The organism is Paenibacillus oenotherae (assembly GCF_019443105.1).
GTDB lineage: Bacteria > Bacillota > Bacilli > Paenibacillales > Paenibacillaceae > Paenibacillus_Z > Paenibacillus_Z oenotherae.
Genome location: NZ_JAHZIJ010000021.1, coordinates 48,868 through 73,106, shown reverse-complemented (window position 1 = coordinate 73,106; position 24,239 = coordinate 48,868). Strand labels below are relative to the sequence as shown.

Below are 24,239 nucleotides of genomic sequence, written 5' to 3'. Positions count from 1 at the left end.
TATAAGAATAATATAAGTTATTCTGCGCCAAATCAACACTTGAACACCGTTCCTGCACATCTGTTCAGCGAAGGGTACTAATAGAAGTTAGTACTAGGAGGCTACTAAAGGGGGAATTATAATGACAGTAAGAAAGAACAGAGGGGTAGTGACTTCGATGCTTCAGCTAGGTGCGATACGAACCGGCTTTGTACTGGGTATTTCGTTATTGCTTGCAGCCATTATCTATTTCTTCGCAGCCAATTGGGGCGGTCTGGACCGTGTAGAGCGAATCTTTGCTTCAGCCGGGCTGGTCGCACTGTTCTACGGCGCATCCTATGCCCTGTCCAAATTCCGGTCGATGCTTGGCCATCATACCTTCCTATCCGCGCTGCTTCTTGTCGGGGGCTGTATTTCCTTCGGCGCGGCAGTCGCTCTGCTCGGGCAAATCTATAATTCACATGCCGACAGCTACAGTCTATTCCTTGTATGGGCCATCCCCGCCCTATTATTCGCAGGGATTACACGATATCACCCTTTTTACCTGCTGTCCTATGTGCTGATTCATTTGACGCTGTGGTTCTACTTCTTTCCTTCATCCATGCCCGTGAACCATAGCGAAGCTGCGCTTCTAACCATTGGCGGCTTATTCGCCATTATCAATCTGATCCTCTTTATTCTTACAGAACGCTATATGGGGACATCCTCGCCGCTGAAGTTCATAAGCTTCATCGTTCTTCATACTTCTCTGCTGCTGATGACCAACTCGTTCGTGTACGAAAACGCGGGGCCGTGGATGAATTTGATAGGTGTGTCAGCAATCATTGCAGGGTTCTACTATTTCACCCGCGTCCGGCTGAGCAAGACTTACCTTGCGGTCAATGCCTTGGCGGCGTCCGCATTCGCGATCTTTAAATTCATCGAGCTGGCAGTCAGACATGCCTCTACCGCCTTTTTCTTCTACGGACTGGTCTTTGTCGCACTGCTGCTCGCGGGCAATGTGTTCTTCTTCCGCTACTTGAATAAGATGGGCCAGGACGACGACGGACACCCTCTCGATGCTGAACATGAACAGTCCGCTAAGAAAAAGCCTCGCCGCCGCTCCGACGGGAATGTTGCCGCGGTCGTATCCATCATCGTCACCGCGCTTGGCGTTACGATTGGCAGCGCATGCTTGATCGGACTCGTGCTGTTTACGATGGATAGCAGAGATCCGCAGATGATCTTCCTGTTCTTGTCCTTATTATTCGCCGTTCCGATGATTCTCTTGACAGCTATTAACCCTACCGTTCGCTATACCTTGCTCTACATCGGGTATCTGCTCGGGATCGTGTCCATCGTGTGGATCAACTCCATCGTAGTTGCGGCTCTCTTCGCGCTTCTCTTCGCAGCGGGGTGGATTCGCCTGGAAGGACGCTTGCAGCGCTTCATCTCCTACGGACTGGTTAATCTGGCACTGGCGATGGTGTTGCATTCGTTCGATTTCCGCCTGGAGCTGACCATCCTTCTCTTGGCCATTATGAATGCGGCCGCATATCTCTTCCATTCCCGCATCAGGGATGGTATAACCCAGCAGCAAATTAAGGAAAGCAGTCTGAGCTTCACTTTGCTCTTCTTGTTCTGGCTCACATTCTTCGGGGATATGTTCCCGTACTCTTACGCCATATTCAATGCCTTCTACTTGATTGCTGTCAGCTTGTTGCTGTTTCAATCCATTCGCAGAAATCTGGCACTGGAGACGGCCATCAGCTCGGTATTCTGGTTCGCCTTCCTGGTTTACAAATATTACGATCTCTTATGGTCGCTGCTGCACAAGTCCATCACCCTTGCACTTCTCGGCCTGCTGACCCTGTTCATCACTTATGCCATTGCCCGCCGAAGCCATATATCCGATGACAACGACAGTGCCGCAAACCACAATTACTGGCAAAGGGGCTTTCTGCTGCTCATTGTCATCATGCTGCAATTCGGATTCCTCACTTATCAGGCCGTGACCAGTGAACGGCTGCTGCGTACTGGCGATTCAATCAAGCTGGAGCTTGCGCCCATTGATCCCCGGTCCTTGCTGCAAGGGGACTATGTGACGCTGAATTACAGCATTTCAACACTGCCGCAGAGCGTAGCATCAGGACTGGAATCCCGTGGCAGCAGACAGAAGTTAAAAGTCGTGCTTGCGCCGGATGCCAAAGGGGTGCATGTCTTCAAACGCTTGTATCAGGAAGGCGAGACTCTCGCCTCCGATGAAATTGTATTGAATGGCACAACCAGCGGCTGGGGGCCCGTCTATTATGGAATCGAAACTTATTTCGTGCCAGAGGGAACCGGGCTGGAAGTAGAACGCAGCGCCCGATTCGCTTATATTCGTGTAAGCGCCAATGGGAATGCCCTGCTGGAGCGATTGACGAAGGAATGACCGGATTACCGTCCTGTCCTCGTTGATGAATGCCAATCTGTCTCTTTTTGAAAGCTAGAATCTGCTGTAAACTATGCTAGAGATTGTTATCTGCAATGGCAGGAGGTGCAATTGGGGCCCCCTGTTTTTTGCTGTGTGACAAACATTACCCTTAATCAGGGGATGACATGTGATTACTAGCATATTAAAGGGGGACAACAATGGTCATCAATTTACAGCAAACAATCGGTACAGTTATTCATCCACTGACCACTAGGAATGGGATATCAGGAAACAAAGAAGGGTTGCTTCAGCAACTGACAACAACCAATATCCCTGGCGGGGAGTGCGTGCAATGAGCCGTCATATCTACCCGGATTGGTCTACATCGGCACTTATTACGATTGATACACAGAATGATTTCACTCTGCCCGGGGCTCCAGCCGAGGTTAGCGGAACCTTCGAAATACTGCCTAATATGAAGCTGCTGCTGGATTTATACCGGGTCTCCAACCTGCCCATTGTGCATGTTGTCCGATTATATAAAGAAGACGGATCCAACGCAGAACTTTGCCGGCGGGAGGCTATTGAGCAAGGAGCACAGATTGTCGCTCCGGCGTCCCCGGGCTCTGAGCTTGTGGCGGAGATCAGACCCCTTGAGCGGGTCCGATTGGATCCGGATCTATTATTGAGAGGCGAGCTCCAGCAGATTGGCGCTAAGGAATGGATCATGTACAAGCCGAGGTGGGGAGCCTTCCACGGGACACAATGCGAGCAATTTCTGCGGGACAGGGGAGTGACCTCCCTCTTGTTCAGCGGATGCAATTATCCTCATTGCCCGCGGACTTCCATCTATGAAGCAAGCTCGCGCGATTTCCGGATCGTGCTTGCCGGAGATGCCGTATCAGGACTGTACGATCAGGGCGTGAAAGAGTTAAAGAACATAGGCGTGGAGGTTATCAAGACGACAGATATAATGGGCTGCTTCCCTAAGCTCAAATTTCTGGTCTAACGTGATGATCCATTTTCCCCCCGCTGAACTCCCCGTAGTGAATTTGCAGCCCCGGTTTCGGCTATCCTACAGTAGTCGAGGATAACGGACACCAAGAGAATTTATATGGGGGTTGTGGCTAATGGCTATGCTAATGAATAAGGTAGCGATCGTAACGGGGGCTGGCAGCGGAATGGGGCGGGAGGAAGCGATCCTGCTTGCTCGCGAAGGAGCCAGGGTCACGGCAACTGATATCAACGAAGCGGCCGTACTTGCGGTCGTTAAGGAGATCGAGGCGGCGGGAGGGGAAGCGATAGCTTTTGCTCATAATGTCGCTTCAGAAGAAGAATGGGTCAACGTGGTGAATGGTACGATTCAGAAATTCAGCAAAGTGGACGTGCTTGTGAACAACGCAGGCATTTCGCTGGCTGTCGGCTTGCTGGACACGACGATGGATCAATGGAACAAGGTCATTCAAATCAACCTGACAAGCGTTTTTCTGGGCATGAAGCATGTTATTCCGCATATGGAGACTAACAAGGGCGGCTCCATTATTAATATCTCATCCATCGCCGGGCTCACCGGAAGCAGTGGCGCTGGTGCTTACACGGCTTCCAAAGGCGGTGTCCGGATGCTGTCCAAAGCGGCTGCGGTAGATTTCGGCAAGCATAATATCCGCATTAACTCGGTTCACCCCGGCTTTATCGAGACACCAATGAGCTCGGACCTGGTTCATGATGATCGAATGCTGCAATGGTTTCTGTCTCAGACGGCTTTGCCGCGAATCGGACAAGCGTCAGAGGTAGCCGCCGCTGTATTGTTCCTGGCTTCTGATGCTTCCTCCTATATTACAGGCATCGAGCTTCCGGTGGACGGCGGCGTGACAGCCAAGTAAGTAATCATGCGCCAAGACGGGATAGATAAGCTGTGAATGTGGAGCGTGCCGCTAGTGGACATTCTTCAGCTTATCCGGATTATTGACAATATAAATAGCCGTAACGACATTGTTCTCCTGCCCGAAAGAATAGACAGATCTAATATGTCCGTCCACATAGGTCACGATTCCAGGCAGACCGTTGACAACCGTCTTCTTGAACGAGAAGCCCTCCGTCACCTTTGCTCTAATGCCAGTGAGGAAGCGGAGCACACGATCGGCTCCCAGTATAGGATTGATCGCAGCACGCACCTTGCCGCCGCCGTCAGAGTAAAGAATCGCCTCGCTGGACAACAGGTTCAGTATTTGGCCGATATCGCCGATAGCGAGCGCTTCAATAAATTGATTGATCGTGCCCGCAGCACCTTCATCCTGCGCTGCCATCTTCGGAGGGAGCACGCTTTCCTCCCCCTCCTGCAGCAAGGTTTGATTGCCGATTCTGCGCTTGGCGCGATGGAAGATTTGTCTGCAGTTCGTGCCGCTCTTGCCTACGATCTCGGCAATTTCCTCATAATCATACTGCAGCACCTCCCGCAGCAGGAAGACGGCCCGCTCCACTGCACTAAGCTGTTGAAGCAGCAGCAGATAGGCCGTTGACAGTGATTCCTGCTGCGCATAGGCGCGGTAGGGATCGCTGCTGTCATTCTGCTCCGTCACCAGCGGCTCCGGCAGCCACGGTCCAATATAAGTTTCGCGCTGCTTCTGTGCAGAGCGCAGGCGATCAATACAGCGATTCGTAACCATCCTGCACAGATACGATTTGATATTATCAATCCGTTCCGGCTCCACGCCATTCAAGGAAATAAAAGTCTCCTGTACAATATCCTCCGCATCCATAACACTTCCCAGCATCCGGTAGGCCAGCGTGAACAGCAAGGTTTTGTAGGTGGTATACATTTGCTCCGAGAACGATGTTTGCTCCATCAATGCTCTTCCCTTCTCAGTTTCGTAAGCGCGAGGCACACACGAATGGTTCAAGTCGTTGTCTCCAACACCCATTATACTTGATCAGATTACTGGATATCTAATTTCCCCTTGTAGTTTGACGGCAGCGTGACGGAGTAAGAAGCCTGCGAATGTGCATGTATTTCGATTACAAGACGCCATAATGGTTAAATTCCTGCGATCAAGCATGAATTTGGGAGAAAATCGGCCCTTAAAGAGAAATGAAGGTGAAATACCTGCACTCTGGCAGGCAATTCACCTTCATGGGGCAAGAAATGAGAAATGAAATGCCGTTTCGCATGTTTTGTATATTTCGCATGTTTCGCCTGGCTAGCATCTCGCATCTCGTATTTCGCATCTCGCTTGTCTCGGCGGCGTTCGATTGATGGATCGTCCTCTGGCGAGAAGTGCGTCAGCAACCCATGATCGCAGTCATTCTACATGGTTTGCGCTGCTATTCGCCCAGCTTAACAACCCAGCCGAACGGATCCTCTGTGGTTCCATTCTGAATACCCGTTATCGTATCGTATATACGGCTCGTTAATTGTCCGGTACGGCCTTCGCCGATCACGAGCTTGTCGTTATTCCAGTTCAACTCTCCAATGGGAGAAATAACAGCGGCTGTTCCCGTGCCGAACGCCTCTTGAAGCGTTCCGTTGCGACTCGCTTCATACAGCTCTTCGATTGAGATCGCCCGCTCTTCCACAGGCACATTCCAATGGCGCAGCAGCTGCATGACAGAATCTCTTGTAATGCCTTCCAGAATACTGCCGTTCAATGCAGGCGTCACCACTTTGCCATCGATCATGAAGAACACGTTCATGCTCCCAACTTCCTCGATGTACTTCCTGTGAACACCATCCAGCCACAGCACCTGTGTAAATCCTTTGTCTGCCGCTTCTTCCTGCGCTTTCATCCCTGCGGCATAATTGCCCGCTGTCTTCGCATTGCCGACACCGCCGGCTACAGCACGGACATACTGGGACTCTACATGGATCGTTACAGGATTGATGCCCTCCGCGTAATAAGCGCCCACCGGAGAGAGAATAATGATGAACAAGTACTCTTTGGACGATGCTACACCGAGCAATGGTTCGGTTGCGAATACGAATGGACGAATATAGAGCGATGTTCCCGGCTCCTCCGGAATCCAGTCCTGATCGACGAGAATCAATTGCTTCAATGCCTCCATCGCAATATCTTCGTCGACCGGCGGCATACATAGACGCGCATGGGATTTATTCAGACGCTCCCAGTTTTTCTGCGGACGGAACAGTTGAATTTGCCCATCCGACGTCCGATAAGCTTTCATGCCCTCGAACACGCTTTGGCCATAATGAAAGATCTTGGCTGCCGGGTCCAATGAGATTGGCTGATAAGGAACAATGCGCGGGGAATGCCAGCCTCCCTTCGCCTCTTCATAATTCATAATGAACATGTGGTCCGTATAATATTTGCCGAAGCCGAGCTTGTCCTCTGCAGGTTTCGTTTTTTTCGTATCCGTAAGCTCTACAGTTATCAGATGTGCCATCTGCGACATCATACTCCTATTGATCAATTTGTTAATTGAATCGTAACAAATGATTTTGTATATTTAAAGTATCTGATTTATATGATTAATATACCTGATTGGTATGATTGGGGAGAGGGACTTATTGGATATTCGCCAGCTGAGATACTTTCTTGCGGTAGCGAATGAAGGGCAGGTTACAAGCGCGGCCAAATCATTGAATATGGAGCAGCCGCCGCTCAGCCGCCAGCTCAAGCTGCTGGAGCAAGAGCTTGGCGTAACGCTGTTCGATCGGAGCGGCAAGCGGCTCAGGCTTACCCCGACAGGAGAGCTTCTGCGCTTGCGGGCCGCAGCGCTGCTGCAGCAGTTCAACGAAACCATTACCGAGGTGAAGGAGCAGGATGAGGGCATCCAGGGAGTATTATCCATTGGTGCGGTCGTCTCCTGTATTTCCCTGCTTCCGCAGCGGATCAAAATATTCAGGGAGCAGTACCCTCGTGTCACTTTTAAAGTGCAGGAAGGTGATCATTTTCTGCTGGGAGAGCAGCTGGAGCAGCGAACAATTGAGCTGATCGTAACACGGCTGCCCTTCGAGGCATCATCGGAGCTGCAGCGCTATTCTGTTCTGCAGCTGCCGTCCGATCCGTTCGTAGCCATCCTCCCCAGTCAATGGAGTCCGCCAATGTCGCAGCTGACGCTGACCATGCGCGAGCTGGCCCAGTATCCTTTTCTAACGTTGAAAACAGACCAAACGACGGGCATGCATGCCAAGGTGGTCAATGAGTTCCGGCAAAATGGCCTGGAGCCGCAAATTCTGTGCGAATGCTCCAGCGTTGCCATCATACTTGCATTCGTAGCCGCAGGAATCGGCGCCACGATACTGCCCAAATCCGTTATGGCATCCTTCCCCTTGAACAATATGCGGATGTACGATATTACCAACGCCGAATTCCAATCCGATGTGGGTATTGTATGGCTTCAGGACCGCTATCTATCCAAGACCGCCAAACGTTTCATCGATACGTTCTGACAGCCCGCTGTGCGCCGACCGGATCAATGTGTAATTGCGCTCTATCCGCTCCGCCGCACGCATTCGTTAGCTCACGATATTCATAGTTGATGCTTCCTCATCATAGGCACTCCTATCTTCATAAGCAGTCCCTCCAATATCCTCCACGGCCAACGCCGATAAGGGAGCAGATGACGGTCATAGACCGCGCTGTATTCTATCTCAGGCGTGCCCCCGCGCATTATCTTGAAGTGGGAGGCGCCCGAGCTCAGATGCAGTAGCAGCCCGCGGCTCGCGGCTTCCTGCAATACGACAGCCATCAGCATCCGGTATAGCCCCGCCTTCTGAGGCAGAGCGGTGTTGTAGCCAACCAGTGGAGCTGTAATGATCCCATTGCGGATAAAGCACCCGATTATTCCTTGGAGCACCCCGTCCCTATCGCGCAGGCCGAACATCGTCATCAGCTTCTTACCGTGGCACAACCGGATATATGCAGTCGTAAACTGCGGATTCAGCGAAGAATATTTGGCGATATACAGCAGGTCATACAGCTCCTTGATCCGCTCATAATCCCGCTCGCCAAGCTGCTCATGCGGGACAAGCTCCAGGGGTGAGCGCGCAAGCTGCTGCCGATCCCAGACATTATTCTTTTTCATCATATAATCTGGCTGCCGACCGTCGAAGAAGTACACCTGCCTGCTCGGTACGAAGCGGAATCCCAGCGCGGACAGATCATTCATTAGCCCCTTATTGGTGCGCTCATTCAACGAACGGAAGATGATGGCATGACCGGGATACTTGGTTGTCAGCTGTTCCTTCAACTCCGATAGATCCTCTATCTGCAAATCCTCGTATAGATTCGTAGACAGCAGCCAATTGTTGATATGAACGGCCTGGTTGATCCTCGCCCCTTTTAACAGTGGTGAGATTAGGCCAAGCATACCGGACAGCAAGCGCTCCAGCAGCCGATTGTTCAACAAATACAGCTCTTCCCTGGCATAGCTGACATAGGTGGAATAAGGGGAGCTGACGTAGGAGTTGCCATATTGCTTGTCATTCACCGTTACCGGCAGCAGCGGCTTGCCCACACGTACAACCTGGAACTCCGTTTCCACATTATGCACATAGGCCCGCGTCCCTTCCTCAAGAAGAGGCCTCATGTATTGCAGCTCGAATGATGCGGCTCCTCCCTCCCCTTCCTGAATATCCAACCCTGCCAGCTGCTCCAGATCCCTCAACCATTGCACGCTTGCCCCCATATGCTCCCCCTTCAACATTCAGCCCGATGGCGCATCTTCAGCTCCTGCAGTTCCATACTCCCGTTTAATTCGCCTCAGCTTCGTTGGCCCCGCATCCAATCGATAGGTTGTAAAATGTACATCGGGCGGCAGACAGCCATGCAGCCGAAAAACATCGGTCAGCTCCTGCCGCACCCTCGCCTCGGCAGCAGCATTATTCCCCGACTCCAGCTTCACGGCCACTTCCAGCTCCATTGGAGAAAGCTGGCTGACCCGATATTCCATCACCGCCTCAGAGGATAACAAGATCGCCCGGCGTATGAAGTCAGGGAACACCGGAATCCGCTGCTGCCCATCTTCTCTGTGGATGCCATAGAACAGATCATCCATTCGGCCTTCAATCGTCTCAATCGCCTTAAACAGAGAGCCGCAAGGGCAAGGCTCCTCCCGGAATGTCAGAATATCATTGAGCCGGTAGCGGATTACAGGCTGTGATGCCCGCGAGAAGTCAGTAATAATGGGGAGGAATCTGCGGCGCTCCTCATCGATATATTCCGGCTGAATGACCAGTACATCCTCATTGATATGGAGTGTTCCATGGGTGCAGGTGGAGGCGAGAAATCCTTCCGTGCATTGGTATACCTGATGAATCACGGATTGAAAGGCATGGCGTATATACTGTTCGTCCAGCGGCTCCAGCACCTCCGCAATGGAGATGACCTTCTTGGGCTGCAGGCGAAGCTCGCCCCGGTTCATCGCCTCCGCTAGCAGCCTTAGCATAGAAGGCGGCGCCACCAGCACCGTCGGCTGCAGCTCCTGCAGCCTGGCAATATGCTGCTCTATAGGATCCAGCAGATCCAGATAATGAAACTGCAGCAGCCTGGACTGCACCGTTTCGTATAGATTGCTGTTCGCTCTAAGGAAGAAGGCGATCCGCTGTTTCTTGTAAATCGGGTCAGGCAGCACCTTGGCCATAATTGTTCCCGCCCATGCCGCCCGTTCGCGGTCACTGACAAGGAAGATGCCCCGGTGGCCCGAGGTGCCGGAGGACAAGCCTACCGTAACCGCGCCAATCTTGGACGAGAAATCCCGCGTCATCTCCGCCTTGACCGCCAGCTCATAGGCCTCATTTTTGCTGATGCCCACTGTATTCAAATCATCGAATCCATCCATAAACTCCGTCTTGCTCATCACCGGCCACTGCTCCCAGTCCTCCACAGCCAGCCCGTCATAGCGGCTCCTGTAATAACGGGACTGGCTCCTAACCTTCAGAAGGAAGGCTCTCACCTTCCTCCCCTGCCATGCTGCAAGCTCTTCCCGGGTGCGGAACCGATTCCGCAGCCGCAAAGTCCTCATATAGGCGAATAGCAGCGCAAGCTTATTCAATGCCGACGCCCCTCCCTTCCTCCTCTACACGGCAACGCTCCCATGCCTCATGGCAATGGGAGAAGATCATTTGCAGACGAGGCTGATTATGATGGAGCTCCTCCAGCTTGCGGAACGTCTCCTTATAGGCGCTGGAATCGAACAGGGCGAAGGCGATGGGATGGGGCAGCCGGCTTTCCCTGATTGCCCTGGCCGACCAGCTGGCATCCGCCCCCAGAAGGTAAGCTGCTCCATGCCGATCCACCATATAGAGCCCGAGCTGGCCGACTGCATGGCCCGGAAGATCAATGGCCAGCAGACTGCCGTCCCCCATCACATCGTAACCATGCGTAAAAGGGGCCAGTGATGCAGGGAGGCTGCAAAGGGCCGATGGCCCCAGCAGGGTCAGCCGATCCTTAATATCATCCGGCATCAGATCAGGCAGGAACGCCTTTTTAACCGCCGCAAATCCTTGCAGTCCTGCGACCGACTCATAGGCAGCAGCCGAGCATATAATGCGGGCATTGGGAAAATCCCGCAAGCCCCCGACATGATCCGCGTGAAAGTGGGAAAGAAAAATATAACGGATATCCTCCGCGCGATACCCCCGCTGCTTCAACTGATGAAGGGCCGACTGCCCCTCCGAATACGTTACAGGTGTCGTCCAGCGGTATAGACGGTAAGGAAAGGCGTCCGACGCCCGGAAAAAGTGCGAGGAATACCCCGTATCAAACAAAATCAGCCCCCAGTACGGGTGCTCGATACAACCGAAGATCGCGGGAAACGCCATCGACCTCCATTTGCCGCCCCGTATGGAAATGGCCTCCAGCTGCTTGCAGTAGCCTGCACTGAACAAGGTGAGCTGCAAAATGAACCGACCTCCTTCTTAACCGTTCTGACCGTACATCCGCTTCCACCAGTCTGCGAACAGCCTGATGCCCGCTTCATTGCTGATAGAAGGACGATATCCCAGCTCCTCCCGGGCGGCCGTAATATCCAGGGTCTGATGAAAGCCCAGCGTTCCTAGCGTATACCGCGTCAGAACAGGCTCCGCCTTGCCGAGCAGCAGCGTCTTGGATGCCAGCTCCATAAGGCCGGCAAGCGAATAAGCCAACTTGTACGGAATTTCCTTGTGATGAAACGGCATATCCAACAGCCGAAAAACCTGCTCTAATATATTGATGAACGGAATCGGCTCGCCATTCGTAATATTATATTTTCTGCCTAGTGTGCTCTCGGGAGACCGCATGCACAGCAGCAGCGCATCTACACAATTGTCTATATAGGTAATATCCATCATAATCTGCCCCTTGCGGAACAGCGGGACGAACTTCTTCTGATTGGCTCTGACGAGCCGCGGGAAGATCGCATTGTCTCCCGGACCGAAGAGCGCCCTCGGCCTGATTGTTACCACTGGCAGACCTTGCGCGAATGCCTCATCCACCAGCGACTCGGCCATCCGTTTGGTCCGGGCGTAATGATTAACCGGCTTGTTCGGCAGAGGCGACGCTTCCGAGATCCCGAATCCGTCCTTGTATTGAAAATATAACGAGGGAGTCGAAACGTGAATCAGCCGTGTTACCCCATGAGTCCGACAGCCTGCAATGACATGACGGGTGCCCATCACATTGCTGCGGTAGAAGTCGCGGTATGCGCCCCATGGCGTCGAGAGCGCCCCGCAATGGAAGACATAGCTCTGCCCCCTGCATGCGTCCAGCATCGCCTGTTCATCTTCGAGAGAGGCGGGAAGAAATCTCGCCCCCTCCAGAGTAAGCTCGCGGCCAACCGCCTCGTTTCTCCCCGCTGCCGTCACCGTATATCCCTCTTCCAGCAGCCGCTGCACAAGGCGTCTGCCCAGAAATCCGGTCGCTCCGGTTACAAGTACATTCATAACTCACCATTCCATTCAATATCGATCGTCGAGGCTTCCAATGGAGAGATGTTCAGCCTGCGGCTGATTCGCCATATCGTGCCATACACGCCCATCTGGCCCAGGAATGGCAGCGGATCCTTGAACCGGAACAGCACGTCCCGGGAGGTCAGCAGCTTGTGCAGCCAACGGAAGATCCCTCTTGGAGAGCGTATCTGCGGCAGCCCATACAAGAGCATCGCTAATGCAATCATGCTGCTATGATTCCCCTTGGGCGTTATCACTTCATCGGAGGAGCGGAATATGGCTCTGCCGATCCCATCCGCTGCCGTGAACAGATGAATGCCGCTCGTCAAGCGCGGATTGCACTCAATAGGATGAATGCGTCCATCCTTCCCGACAATGAGATCCAGCGCGATCAAGCCTGTATATCCGGCAAGCTTGACGAACCGCTCCATCCATTCCATCACGTTCGGGTCCGGCTCAAAGGTAAAAGAGATGCAGGCTCCCTTGCCCGCAGTGAACTCTGAAGAATAAGCGGAATATGCCCCCATGCGTCCCTCGCTCGCGACTGCAAATGTGCATATTTGCCTGCCCTCCACGAAGCGCTGCAGCACCCAGCTCTCGCCCTCCTTCATCCGCAGCGGCAGGGGCGGCCTGCCCGTGAAGATCTCCACCTTGCTCGAGAAGCGCGAGAACTCCGGCTTCATCACCCACTTCTCCCGCGCTTCGGGATCGATATCCCCAAGTACGCGGTGAAGCTCGGATTCCTGCCCAATAAGCCAGGAATCCGGCGCTTGGAATCCGCTGCGGCGCAGCAGCGCATTAAACTCCCATTTGCTGTGCAGCGTGCGCATGACCGCAATGGGACTGACAAAGACCGTGCAGCAAGCACTCAGCCGTTCGTAAGCTTTGGCAATATAGAACGCTTCTTCGCAGGTCGGTATTAAGCAATCAATCTTCTCTTCACGTATTATAGCAGCGAGTCGTTCCACAAAGCCTTCCTCGTCGGCGGCAGGCGAAGGAATATCAAAGCATCGCTCCACATATCTGCTGCCCAGGCACAGGTGCTTGGGCAGACACTCCGCTACATAGATGCGATGCCTCTCCTGGCCGAGCAGCCTTGCCAGCTCCAGCGTTGCCGGAGCCCGTCCGCCTGTCAGCAGCACCCGCTTCTGATCTCCATTAATAATCAAGAATCATCCCCCCGAGCGAGACACCGGCCGCCATGCCGATGATCGCCAGCCGGTCGCCGCGATGAATCTCTCCCCGGCTGATGCCCTCGTGAAGAGCCAGCGGAATGGAGGCTGATATCGTATTGCCGTAATCGGCAATAATGTTAAGCAGCTGCGTATCTGTAATGCCCAGCTTCTTCTGAAGCAGCCGCATCGCCATTGCACTGCCCTGATGCGGAATGACCCGGTGGAAGTCCTTGATGCGGCTTTGGGTCGGCCCCATCAGCCGTTCCATAAAGTCCGGCAGAAGCTTCGATACCATCTTGAAAATTTTATGGCCATCCATATCGAACAGATACTCGCTCCGCGTCCGCTCATTGTAATGCCTTGGCGGGAACCGCGTACCCCCTCCGCGAATCTCGGAGAAATCCGCTCCAGCACTGTACGTTTCGATTCTGGAGGACAGAATCCCTGACGCCTCCCCGTCATTACTCGGCCCCAGAACGACAGCTGCGGCACCGTCGCCGAACAGAATGCTGCTCTCCAATTGCTCCCAATTAATCCCGGCGGAAGCAACCTCGGTGGATACGAGTACGACATGACGGTATTTGCCTGCTGCAATCAGGCAGGACATCGTATCCAGGCCGACCAGAAAGCTCAGACATGTCGCGTTTATATCAAAAGAGGGGATGCCCGACCATTGAAGCCCAAGCTCCCTCTGAATCAATACAGCCGTTGCTGGTATGGGCTGCTCGAATATGGCGCTGGCGCAAACGATACAGTCGATATCCTTCATCGTTAATCCCGCCGCTGCAACAGCATCGGTGACAGCTTGCGCACCCATATAAGAGGCAGTCTCGTCCGTGACGAAATAGCGGACATCCACACCCGATTTTTTGGCTACCCATCCCGGACTGCAGCCCAGCTTAATATCCAGCTCCTGAGCCGTAACCGCTTGCTTGGGCAAATATTTTCCAGTTCCTAGTATTTTAACTTTTATCGGCTTCATTTGCAGCCTCCTGGTTGTAGGAAATAATAAAATATTTCTCCAATAAATGATCGATATTAATGCGATATCTCTATCTCACCCTTAGAATACGTTATCCTATTCGAAGTGTATAGTACTACCATTTTGTAGTACCCCTAACTCCCCTGACGGCAAAAAAAGCCCCGCTCTGCCTGATTTCCGGCAGTCGAGGCTTCCCTTTATACTTACAAGCCAACTATTCTATACAACGACCCAAATCAACACGACCGAGCCGGGAATGAGCAGATACAGCAGCTTCGTTGCGATACCGTTCTTCGCATAAGGAATGGATGAGAGCATAAGCACAGCGGCCAGCAGAAAATACACACTCCAAACAATGGCTTGCAGCGCAGAATTGGCTCCACAAGCGTGCAGCAGTGCATACACGATGATGAACCAGCTCGCGCATACGGTCGTTGGCACACCGGTAAAGTAAGCACCCCGCTCCGTTTCCTCCATCCCCGCGATGTTGAAATAAGCAAGCCGCCAAACACCTGCCCCCACGTACAACAACAGGCAGGGAAGTATCGGGAGCGCCTGTTCCTGGAGCATCCAGATGAACAGCGGCGGATACAGGCAGAAGTTAACGGCATCGGCCAAGCTGTCGAGCTGGCCGCCAAGCGGGGAGGATTGACCGAGCCGGCGGGCGGCGATCCCATCCATCCGGTCCAACAGAACCGTAAACGCATAGCAAGTGAAGGCCCATGGCAGGGCATTCTCCACTAGAAGAATGAAGCTGGCGAAACCCGTTATGATCGATAATGTTGTAAGCCCGTTCGGAACATTCATAAACTGTAGTGCCGGGAACATCCGTTGATTGCGCACGATCGGCTGCCTACCTCCTATTCTTCCAAGATTTCAATTGGTATTGGTCTGGCAAACATATATAATTATACCATTGGAATTAGAAGGAATCACTGGTAGAGAAGGAGTTGAATTCATGTCCGCGCAAAAGGCTGCATCTCGCAGTCCGCAGCCGCTTCTGCTGCACTTGTCCCAGGACGAGGCCGACACGGCAGCCGTCGGCGGCAAAGCGGCAAGATTGATGGAGCTTCATCGGCTCCATTATCCCGTCCCACATGGCTTCGTGCTGACTGTTCCTGCCTTTCAGCTGTATTGCGACTTCAATCATATTGATGTGCTTGATCCTGACTCCAATCGGGACATGCAATCGGAGCGGATCATGTCCGGCGAATTTCCGCTTGCACTGCGGGAGGCTGTCGACAGCGCACTGCTGCATTACGCCTTCGACCAGTATGCGGTACGCTCGTCCTCCGTTGCCGAGGATGGAGCCGAGCATTCCATGGCCGGGCAGTTCGAGACTTATCTGAGCGTCGTCTCCGATGATGTCTATGATCGTATCCAGGCCTGCTGGTCCAGTATGTTCAGCGCTGCTGTAGCCGCCTATAGCGAGAAAAGCGATATCGGGCATTCCGTCCAGATGGGTGTCATTGTTCAGGAACAGAAGCATCCTCAATACGCCGGTGTCCTGTTTACGATGAATCCGATCACCAAGGACACCGATCACCTCATTATCGAGTGGGTAGACGGGCTTGGCGACAAGCTGGTAGCTGGTGAAGTAACGCCGGAGCGCGCAATCGTCTCCCGCATGACAGGACAAATTCCCCGGCAGACTAGCGATCCGCTGCTCGCGGATGCTCTGTCACGTCTTGTAAAGCTGGCCTTAAAGATCGAGCATGACTATGGATTTCCGATTGATATCGAATGGTGCATAGATGGATATGAGGTCGTCATTCTGCAGGTACGGCCCATCACCGGCTTGAAGGGACGCCACATGGTGCTGTGGACGAATGTGAACATGGTGGAAAATTTCCCGTCCGTGGTCACGCCGTTCACATGGTCTATCGTGGATCAATTCTATCAGCATTACACAAGAAGAATGCTGGGACTGTTCGGCTGGAGCGATAGGCAATTATCGCAGATCCGCTCTGTCGTGGATCATACAACAGGCATTCATGCCGGTCGCATCTACTACAATCTGAGCCATTGGTACGAGGGTGCATATCTTCTGCCCATCGGTCCGCTGCTCAAGACATTGCTGGACAACTTCATCGGACAATATGTGCCATTCCAATTCGAGCCTCGCTCCGATCTTCCCGTGAAGTCCAGAAGCGGCGGGTTCAAGGCTCTTCGCTACAGCGCCTTTGGTTGCCAGTTCGTGAAGCTATGGGCAACCGCTTCAAGGCGGGTTCAGCAATACGAGACAGACTTCTATGCCCAGAGGCAAATTTGGCGCTCTGACGGCTACGAAGGGAAATCGCTGGACCATCTGCTACAAGTATTAGATACGGTGATGAACCGTTTTGTGAGCCGTTATTATGACCGGCCTGCGGTTGTGGACCTGCTGGCAGCCATCTTCCCCGGAGGACTGAAGCTGCTCATCAAGCGCTGGGTCAAGGATGCGGGGATCAACACTGACCTCGCGGCTGTGCATGTGATGCAGACCGATGATATCCGCAGCCTGGAGCCAACCCGGCTTATTGAGGAACAGGCCGCTATTATCGGAACGCTGCCTCAGCTGCAGCGGCTATTGTCCGAGGGGCGATACGAGGAGCTGGAGGGGCAGCTTCAGGGCGAGGCTCTGCATAAATTCCAGCGGTTCATGGATGAATTCGGGGGACGCTGCTACCACGACTGCACCATTGTCTCCCCTACCTTCGAGGAACGCCATGACCTGTACTGGCAGCTGGTGCACAAATATCAAGAGGCCGCGGGGCCAAGAGCCGCATCGGATGAGCATTCCTCCTCCTCTCATGATATCGACTGGATCGGCGGGATCAACCGATCCTTATCGTTCTGGAAGCGATTGGCCTTCCGCTTCATGCTGCGCCATACGCATGGAGCCATCCGCCTGCGGGAGAAAAGCCGGATTATCCGCAGCCTGCTGTTCGGGGAGATTCGCCAGATCGCATTGGAGATCGGGAAACGGCTTGTAGAGAAGGGACATCTGGGGCAGAACGATCATATTTTTTATTTGCGGTGGAATGAGATTGAAGAATTGGCGTATGGCAAATACCAGTTTCCGGAGACCATCCCTCAGCTTATCGCTCTGCGGCAGGAGGCGCATAAAAACAACGAGAAGGTTGATCCTCCGGGCTTGTTCATGCGGGAGCAGGGCATCTACTATGAAGTCAAGGAAGCGGATTCCGGCGGTAATGAGGCGCATGAGGAATCGCGGCTAGTCGGCGTCGCCGTATCAGGAGGCAGAATAAAGGGGCGGGCGCGGATTATTTTTGACCCCGTTCAAGACCAGCGCTTGCAGCCTGGTGATATATTGGTCACACGCAGCACCGATCCCGGCTGGACGCCGCTGTTCAAGATTGCGGGAGGATTGATTCTGGAGAAGGGCGGCATGCTGTCACACGGAGCAATCGTCGCGCGCGAGTTCGGCATTCCGGCCATTACAGCCGTGGAGAAAGCTACTGTACTAATAACCGACGGGGATCTGCTTATTCTGAACGGGGATACGGGCGAGATCGAATGGATTGAACGCGCGTCCCGGCAGACCGCCGTATGATTCATGTATGGCATTATGTCCAGGAGAGATATCCCATCACCGTCACCCTGCCGATGTCCACAGTTATCGCCATCGGGGTTATGCCTGTACTGCAGGTCAGCTGGCAGCAATATGCTATCGCTGTACTCGCGGTCTGGCTCGGAATGTTCCTGCTAAGGGCTGCGGATGATCTGCATGCCATCGATACGGACCGCATTAAGAGTCCTCATCGCGGCTTGGTAACAGGACGCATTGCTGCATCCTCCATAAGATATGCTTGCATGCTGGCCCTGCTGCTGCTCGCATTGCTCTATATTCCGCATCGGGAGGCATTGGCATTCCTCGGCGTGCTGGTTGTCTATTACACGTTATTGTACAGAATCAGCGAGCGGCTCCCGCTGCTGCTTCGTCCTTTCGGCTCCAATATGGTCTTCGCCGCTCTGCCGTTCCTCGCTGAGCTTGTCTACTCAGGCCAATTCAGTGCAGAATCGGCAGGCTGCGCTGGATTCGTATATTTGGCGGCCGTTGCACATGAGTATGCCCATAATGTTGGCGAAGAGAAGCCCGCTCCCCTGCGCACGTATGACAGCATCATTGGCTCGCGGGGAACAGCCGCCATTGCAGCTGCACTATTCGCCCTCTCCTTCATCTTCGGACTATGGATGAGCCGCAGCATCGAGGAATCATACGGTTTTGCCATTGTGCTTACTGCTCACATGCTCGTGAATATGTATTGGGCTGTGCAATTGATCCGGCGGCCTATCGCCTCATCCGCAAGAAAGTTTTACATCCTTGGATTTACTTTTTTCATCCTGCCTTTGGGTGCTCGTATAGTGGAGCGGCTTATAAGCTGGGGGACTAACTGACTAATCGTTTGGGAGAGGTTAGGGATAAATGATGCTACCTATACAGGTGCTGCTTTTTATGCTGCCGATTATATTAGCGGGTGTAACAAATATGATCTTCGTGAAGCTGCCCGTAGTCCGCAGGAACCGAAAGCCGATGGATGGCGGAGGCTATTGGCGGGATGGCAAGCGAATCTTCGGTGACAACAAGACTTGGCAAGGCTTCTTTGGCATGATTGTATTCACCGCATTCTGGTTCGGCCTCATGGGCTGGCTGACCGGACAGTGGACTTGGCTGAAGGAGAACTCCCTGCTCCCGTGGGAAACGTATAACACCCCTTTTACGGAATGGGGCTACGGATTGCTGTGGGGGTTCGCTTATGTCCTGTTCGAGCTGCCGAACAGCTTCATCAAGCGGAGGCTTAATATTCCGCCCGGGCGCAATATTAAAGGCTGGACAGGCATCAGCTTCACCTTGATCGACCAAGCCGACTCCGTGATCGGATGCGTGCTGGCCACTTATATTTTCTACCATCCGACAGGCCTGGAAGTGCTGCTGTTCCTGCTTATCGGCACAGGGATTCATTATGTCGTCAATCTGCTGCTGTTCGTGCTGGGCTTGAAGAAGCAGGCAGGCTGAGCATACTGAAAAGTGAGGAGTGGGGCATAGTGACTCAGGAAGAAGTATTGGAAGGCGGCAATATGAATCATATTGTCCGCAGGGCAAACACGGTTCTCCGCCCTATCGGCTATTGGAGTCCATCTGTTCATGAACTGCTCAACCATTTGGAGAAGCAAGGGTTTGATGGGGCGCCGAGATTTCTCGGAATCGACGACTAGAGAAACGGTGCTGCTGACGGAAATGCTGCCTTTCAAAAAATGGTTGACGAGGGCCACTTGGCGCATTATGAGAGTGAGATCCGGTTTGTAACCGATCATTTCGAAGATTGGATGTAGGTGCGAGCCCTACACTATCCGGTAGAGTATAGTTTAATACATCAGCGGCAGCCTTGGACTTTATTTTCAGGTCCAAGGCTGCCGCTGGCTTTATAGTCGGTTTAATCCATGCTGTAACATCGTTCACATAGAGCGGAGCGGTCAATCAGAAGTTGGTTTCTGGGACAGCCCCTGCCCCATTCCCTTCACAATTTCCCGAATTGGCAAGCTTCTCCGTAATATATCGGGACAGGTTAAGGTAAACTCTCTCCATGTAAGGGAGATGCAGCAGATTGTTCGCAAGCAGGTAAAGATTGAAGCGAACGGCGGCGAGCTCAAGCGCATTCAATAATGTGATCCGCTCGAAGGCTTGCTTGTCCAGCGTTATGCCGCCCTCCCGCTCCAAGCTGTGGCGATACCCGTCCAGATAATGATCCCACTCCTGCATCGTCGCATCCGCTGGCAGCGTATAGATCAGAAATTCGAGACAATCATGCTGAGGGTTCCCGTAGCTCGCCAGCTCCCAATCATACACCACAAGCCGCTTCGAGTCCGGCAGAGTACGCAAGGCCAAATTGCGCGGATTGAAATCATTATGCGTCAAGGTGCTGTGGTATTGCTTCATCTCTCCGATATGTGCTGCGATGTCCCGAATAAATTCAGATATCAGCCCGTACAGCTCTTTGGACATCAGGGCAGGGAATCTCTCGTGATTATAATCGGTCAAGGCGAGCAGCAGCTCCGCAGCGTCCTCATAGCCTGCTTCGTCCAGCCTCTCTACGGCAATGGCTGCCGGAATGCTGTCCTCCTGATCCAGATATACGGCGTGCATAGCGGCCAAATCGTTCAGTACGACGCCGATATGCTCCTCATCCCATTCTGCGGCCGTCCCAATGGCGTTCATGTGGCTGCAGGATGACAGATCCTCCATCAGAATCGCGTAAGCTTCCTTGTCTTCATTGTGAATGACCCCGTATATGTCAGGACAATAGCGAAGCAACGATGATGATACATGCTTGTATAAGGCAATCTCCCGTAAATGAGCCCCCTCAAAACCGAATATATGCAGCTGCGATTCGAATAATCCTGATAATCGATCCTCCCCTGACAGCTTGGCTATTCCGATGCCGAGATCCATCATTTCCCGGTCATCCGACTTCACTTTAAGTACCACTGGCAGTGTCTCGGGCCCCGTTTCCCGTTGAAGGTGGAGCCCATAGCGATGCAGCCCTTGGAAACGGCTTGTCTGCTTCTTCATCATATTCGTTACTACACTTGATTCCGTATTCAAATCTATCGAATCGAACGACGTTACTTTCCCATACTGCTCACCTAATAATGATTGGAAGAAGCGTGATGTGATCTCACTGCGGTTGATCCCCGTCTGCGACGACTTCCTTCCCAGCCTCTCATGCGCTTTGACAAATTCATTCGATCCAATTGCCGCGCTGGTCGATATATCAAGTGCAAGACAAGCTCCAGCAATAATTTCCGCCAGCTTGTATGCTTTGCCATGTCCGCTGCAGCCCATCATATCCAGGCATTCGCGCTGTGTAGGCAGACTTGTTCCGCCCCCTACAGTCCCGATTACGAGCGAAGGCAGCACAGCATGAATGGAGATGCCGTCCTTCTCCTGACGCGGCTTGAAAATTCCGCAGGCGGACTCATGCACACAAGCAATATCTTGGCCTGTAGCTGTGAAGATCCCTGCGAGCACATTCGCAAAGTTCACGTTATGCCCGACCATTCCCGTCTGCAGCCCGCCCACTTCGGCCGCATACCAGCGATGCAGATATTGTTCCGTTGAGAGCCGCATCGTCTGGCGGAACAGCGTCTCCGGGATATGAATGGAGGCGACCACGCCAATTCCTCTGCCTTCAATGAAGCTCCGCAGATTGACCTTTTTGTCCCCGGCCATATTACCCTCAATCATATAAGAGAGGTAGTTGATAGCAGGTATATCCTTGACAGCATCGGCAATCCACTCACAGGCAACATAGGTGCAGGAGGTCGTCATATTCTGTCCGGCGGCATCCCCTGTTTCATAACAGAACTGAACATGCAGTCCGTCCCCGAAGGGGTACGTCTTCATGCTGATCAGCTTGGCGATCGAAGATGCGCTTTGTGCCTTGGCTTTGATAACGTCATAATGGTCTTCCATCCATTCCGCAAGACGGATGGCGCCCCGCATATCCCCACAGAAGAACACCGGAGCCCGAACCATCGTCTGGCGTGTAACATGCACCTCTATGCCTCCAGCAGCATTACATAGCTTGGCCCCGCGTGAGATAGAGCTGATGAGCGCACCTTCTGTTGTGGCGATAGGGATTGGAGAATATCCGCTCGCATAGGTTCCCTTGATCAACAGCGGCCCTGCAATTCCGAGCGGAATCTGCACCGCACCGACGAAATTCTCAATATTCCCGGCTAGCTGTGAAGGATTGTCATGGAATATCGACCGGGACACATAGCTCAGCTTCTTGCCAGTTGCGTGCTCCAGCCAGTGCTGACGGGCTTCCGTTGCTTCTTGCGTGTAATGCTTGCGGCCGATGAATGAGGGCATCGCTGCCAGTGAGATGGAGGTGGACTCAGAGCCCGCTGAGCCCACTGAGCCCGCTGAAGCTTCAGAACCTTCAGAACCTTCAGAACCTTCAGAACCTGGAAGTGTGGAGTGCCCTAAGAAAGCGCGATGAAACCGTTGCTGGAATTGCTCCCATGCGGCCGAATTGCATTCGGCTACATCAATGATCAGGACATCCTCGTCATCTTCAACAATCGCTGTAATCGTCAGCCCATGCAGAAAATGATCCCGTTCACTGCTTAGAAGCTTGAAGCGGGGAAGAATCTCGCCTATTCGCAGCGGGAGAAGATGCCTGGTGACGATACGAAAACCGCAATTCCAGTAATGAGAAATCGTCCCCTCATAATAATGCCCGCTATGCTCAAAATACAGCTCTGGCCTCCGATTACGATGAAATTGATGTACATTCTGCTTTGGTTGAATCCGGTTCATGTCCAGGAAGCACACCCCCTACTAGCAATAATGGAAGATCTAATCTATTGTTCCTTATATTTCTCTTACATATAATTGTATACAACACGGTTCACCTTCACAATACGACAACAATTATTTATTCCGGCTTTCCTTGCGTGCAAGCACCCTCTCTTTTTGACTGGCAACAATCGCTTTCAGCCCCTATAATAAGGTTGCTGTCCGGATGACGGATCGTCCGGAATGAAAGGAATTGTGAAAATATATGAAACGAGGAATTGCCCTGCTTATTCTTGCTACGATATTATGGGGCGGCAATTATATTTGCGGACGCTACCTGGGGCCTGCGCTGCCCTCAACACTGCTGAACACGATTCGCTGGGCGATATCGACAGCTATTCTTGTTGGCATACTGGCAATGAACAGAAAGAGCCTGCCTGTTATCGCTCGTTGGAAGGAGTTCAGTATACTCGGATTTTTGGGCATCTTCTCATTCTCGACCTTGACTTACTTCGGACTTCACAGTATTAACGCCTCTCAAGCCGGCATGATCTCCGCTGGAATCCCAATCGCGATCCTGCTGTTCACCCCCTTGGTGCTGAAGGAGCGAATCGGGCCCAAATCATGGCTTGGCGCGATCGTATCCATTATTGGCGTCATCATCTTGTTTCAAGGCAAGCATACCGACGCCTCCGGCGGCTCCTTCATTGGTCAAATAGCCGTTATTCTCTCCTGCCTGGCATGGGGGCTGTATACGGTTCTTGGCAAAAAGTATGGCAAAGAGATCGATCCGCTGACAATGACGGCTGGTGCAGCGCTGTACGGCACAATCTTCAGCGCTATCAGCTGCGTGGGCACTGTTGACCTCGACAGCATCCATATGACGGGAATGGCATGGATTTGTGTGCTCTATGTCAGCACCTTCGCTTCCGTAGGCGCGTATCTCGCCTGGAATTCCGGTGTGAAGATCGTCGGTGCAGGTTATGCTGCCCCCTATATCAATCTGCTCCCGGTATGGACAGTTGTATTCGGACTCATTCTGCTGAACGAACAACTTTCCTTGCTCTCACTCGCTGGCGGCATACTGACAATTCTCGGAGCCGTTCTGGCAGGCCTTAAACGGGGAGCACTAAGATAGAAGAAGGATGGGGCGGAGAAGAGAAGGAGAAGAAGGCGGCAGTCGCCGTAGACAAACCCCTTCATGTTCTTCTTCACATCCCCTAGCAACACAGCCGCGGCCGATTCACACATTTGCTGCCCACCTGACAATGACAGTACTCGCAGGCTGACCACAGACTGGCTCATGAGCTGGCTCATAGGCGCTGGCTCATAGGCAGACTCATAGGCTGCTGACTCATAAACTGGGCGCCATCTCTGCTAACTTCATCTCGGTAGGGGGAAATGGAACCCGCGCAAGCATGGAAAAGAAGAAAACCTGCCTAAGCGCAGGAATTCCAGCCAAAATAACCCGTGGATGCAAAATGCCTGCGAATATGCAGGAATATTAAGCGAAA

19 protein-coding genes are annotated in these 24,239 nt (G+C 52.9%); 9 read left to right on the top strand and 10 right to left on the bottom strand.

All coding sequences use genetic code 11. The features are described from left to right. The first annotated feature begins 121 nt into the window (after nt 1–121). The 3 genes from K0T92_RS21105 (at nt 122) to K0T92_RS21095 (ending at nt 4,257) form a co-directional block, all read left to right on the top strand. Nucleotides 122–2,392, top strand: a complete 2,271-nt coding sequence (locus K0T92_RS21105) for a GDYXXLXY domain-containing protein (protein WP_246628330.1) — start codon at nt 122–124, stop codon at nt 2,390–2,392. A 334-nt stretch (nt 2,393–2,726) separates the two neighbouring features. After that, nucleotides 2,727–3,383 (top strand): cysteine hydrolase family protein, encoded by a 657-nt coding sequence (locus tag K0T92_RS21100; protein WP_219874466.1) that lies wholly within the window; start codon nt 2,727–2,729, stop codon nt 3,381–3,383. Between the two features lie 121 nt (nt 3,384–3,504). Continuing rightward, complete coding sequence (locus K0T92_RS21095; RefSeq protein ID WP_219874465.1) at nt 3,505–4,257, top strand: SDR family NAD(P)-dependent oxidoreductase; 753 nt, start codon at nt 3,505–3,507, stop codon at nt 4,255–4,257. A gap of 51 nt (nt 4,258–4,308) precedes the next feature. Here K0T92_RS21095 and K0T92_RS21090 read toward each other — a convergent pair whose 3' ends face one another. Together K0T92_RS21090 and K0T92_RS21085 are read right to left on the bottom strand one after the other, a co-directional pair. Beyond that, entirely contained in the window at nt 4,309–5,220 is a 912-nt protein-coding gene (locus K0T92_RS21090; protein WP_219874484.1) for an RNA polymerase sigma-70 factor, read from the bottom strand. 475 nt (nt 5,221–5,695) lie between these two features. Then, nucleotides 5,696–6,772: a branched-chain amino acid aminotransferase gene (locus tag K0T92_RS21085; RefSeq protein ID WP_219874464.1), complete on the bottom strand. Its 1,077-nt coding sequence runs from the start codon at nt 6,770–6,772 to the stop codon at nt 5,696–5,698. A gap of 124 nt (nt 6,773–6,896) precedes the next feature. Between K0T92_RS21085 and K0T92_RS21080 the strand changes: the two genes are divergently transcribed. Continuing rightward, nucleotides 6,897–7,781 carry a LysR family transcriptional regulator gene (locus K0T92_RS21080; RefSeq protein WP_219874463.1) on the top strand — a complete coding sequence of 295 codons (885 nt, stop codon included), beginning with the start codon at nt 6,897–6,899 and terminating at the stop codon, nt 7,779–7,781. 80 nt (nt 7,782–7,861) lie between these two features. On the opposite strand, the gene K0T92_RS21075 is transcribed toward K0T92_RS21080, so the two are convergent. The 7 genes from K0T92_RS21075 to K0T92_RS21045 form a co-directional block, all read right to left on the bottom strand. After that, complete coding sequence (locus K0T92_RS21075) at nt 7,862–9,019, bottom strand: GNAT family N-acetyltransferase (RefSeq protein WP_219874462.1); 1,158 nt, start codon at nt 9,017–9,019, stop codon at nt 7,862–7,864. Between the two features lie 18 nt (nt 9,020–9,037). Beyond that, the gene (locus K0T92_RS21070; protein WP_219874461.1) at nt 9,038–10,384 is read right to left on the bottom strand and encodes a F390 synthetase-related protein; all 1,347 of its coding nucleotides are present in this window, start codon (nt 10,382–10,384) and stop codon (nt 9,038–9,040) included. Beyond that, a complete protein-coding gene (locus K0T92_RS21065; protein ID WP_219874460.1) occupies nt 10,377–11,231 on the bottom strand; it encodes an MBL fold metallo-hydrolase in 855 nt (284 codons plus the stop codon). The genes K0T92_RS21070 and K0T92_RS21065 overlap by 8 nt, the downstream gene beginning before the upstream one ends. An 18-nt stretch (nt 11,232–11,249) precedes the next feature. Next, nucleotides 11,250–12,254, bottom strand: a complete 1,005-nt coding sequence (locus K0T92_RS21060; RefSeq protein WP_219874459.1) for an NAD-dependent epimerase/dehydratase family protein — start codon at nt 12,252–12,254, stop codon at nt 11,250–11,252. Next, entirely contained in the window at nt 12,251–13,429 is a 1,179-nt protein-coding gene (locus K0T92_RS21055) for an ATP-grasp domain-containing protein (protein WP_219874458.1), read from the bottom strand. The genes K0T92_RS21060 and K0T92_RS21055 overlap by 4 nt, the downstream gene beginning before the upstream one ends. After that, entirely contained in the window at nt 13,419–14,417 is a 999-nt protein-coding gene (locus K0T92_RS21050) for a beta-ketoacyl-ACP synthase III (RefSeq protein ID WP_219874457.1), read from the bottom strand. Before K0T92_RS21050 ends, K0T92_RS21055 begins: the two co-directional genes overlap by 11 nt. 219 nt (nt 14,418–14,636) lie before the next feature. Then, nucleotides 14,637–15,260: a CDP-alcohol phosphatidyltransferase family protein gene (locus K0T92_RS21045; protein WP_219874456.1), complete on the bottom strand. Its 624-nt coding sequence runs from the start codon at nt 15,258–15,260 to the stop codon at nt 14,637–14,639. 115 nt (nt 15,261–15,375) lie between these two features. Between K0T92_RS21045 and K0T92_RS21040 the strand changes: the two genes are divergently transcribed. Genes K0T92_RS21040 through K0T92_RS21025 form a run of 4 tightly spaced genes read left to right on the top strand, consistent with a single transcriptional unit; the run spans nt 15,376 to nt 19,637 of the window. Further along, nucleotides 15,376–17,973 carry a PEP/pyruvate-binding domain-containing protein gene (locus K0T92_RS21040; protein WP_219874455.1) on the top strand — a complete coding sequence of 866 codons (2,598 nt, stop codon included), beginning with the start codon at nt 15,376–15,378 and terminating at the stop codon, nt 17,971–17,973. Continuing rightward, nucleotides 17,970–18,818 (top strand): UbiA family prenyltransferase, encoded by an 849-nt coding sequence (locus tag K0T92_RS21035; RefSeq protein ID WP_219874454.1) that lies wholly within the window; start codon nt 17,970–17,972, stop codon nt 18,816–18,818. Before K0T92_RS21040 ends, K0T92_RS21035 begins: the two co-directional genes overlap by 4 nt. A 28-nt stretch (nt 18,819–18,846) precedes the next feature. Continuing rightward, complete coding sequence (locus K0T92_RS21030; protein WP_219874453.1) at nt 18,847–19,437, top strand: CDP-archaeol synthase; 591 nt, start codon at nt 18,847–18,849, stop codon at nt 19,435–19,437. A 29-nt stretch (nt 19,438–19,466) separates the two neighbouring features. After that, on the top strand, nt 19,467–19,637 hold the full coding sequence (locus tag K0T92_RS21025) for a hypothetical protein (RefSeq protein ID WP_219874452.1): 171 nt from the start codon (nt 19,467–19,469) through the stop codon (nt 19,635–19,637). 262 nt (nt 19,638–19,899) lie between these two features. On the opposite strand, the gene K0T92_RS21020 is transcribed toward K0T92_RS21025, so the two are convergent. Beyond that, entirely contained in the window at nt 19,900–22,746 is a 2,847-nt protein-coding gene (locus K0T92_RS21020; RefSeq protein ID WP_219874451.1) for a phosphotransferase, read from the bottom strand. Nucleotides 22,747–22,990: 244 nt separating this feature from the next. Between K0T92_RS21020 and K0T92_RS21015 the strand changes: the two genes are divergently transcribed. Then, nucleotides 22,991–23,863, top strand: a complete 873-nt coding sequence (locus K0T92_RS21015; RefSeq protein WP_219874450.1) for a DMT family transporter — start codon at nt 22,991–22,993, stop codon at nt 23,861–23,863. Nucleotides 23,864–24,239 lie beyond the last annotated feature (376 nt).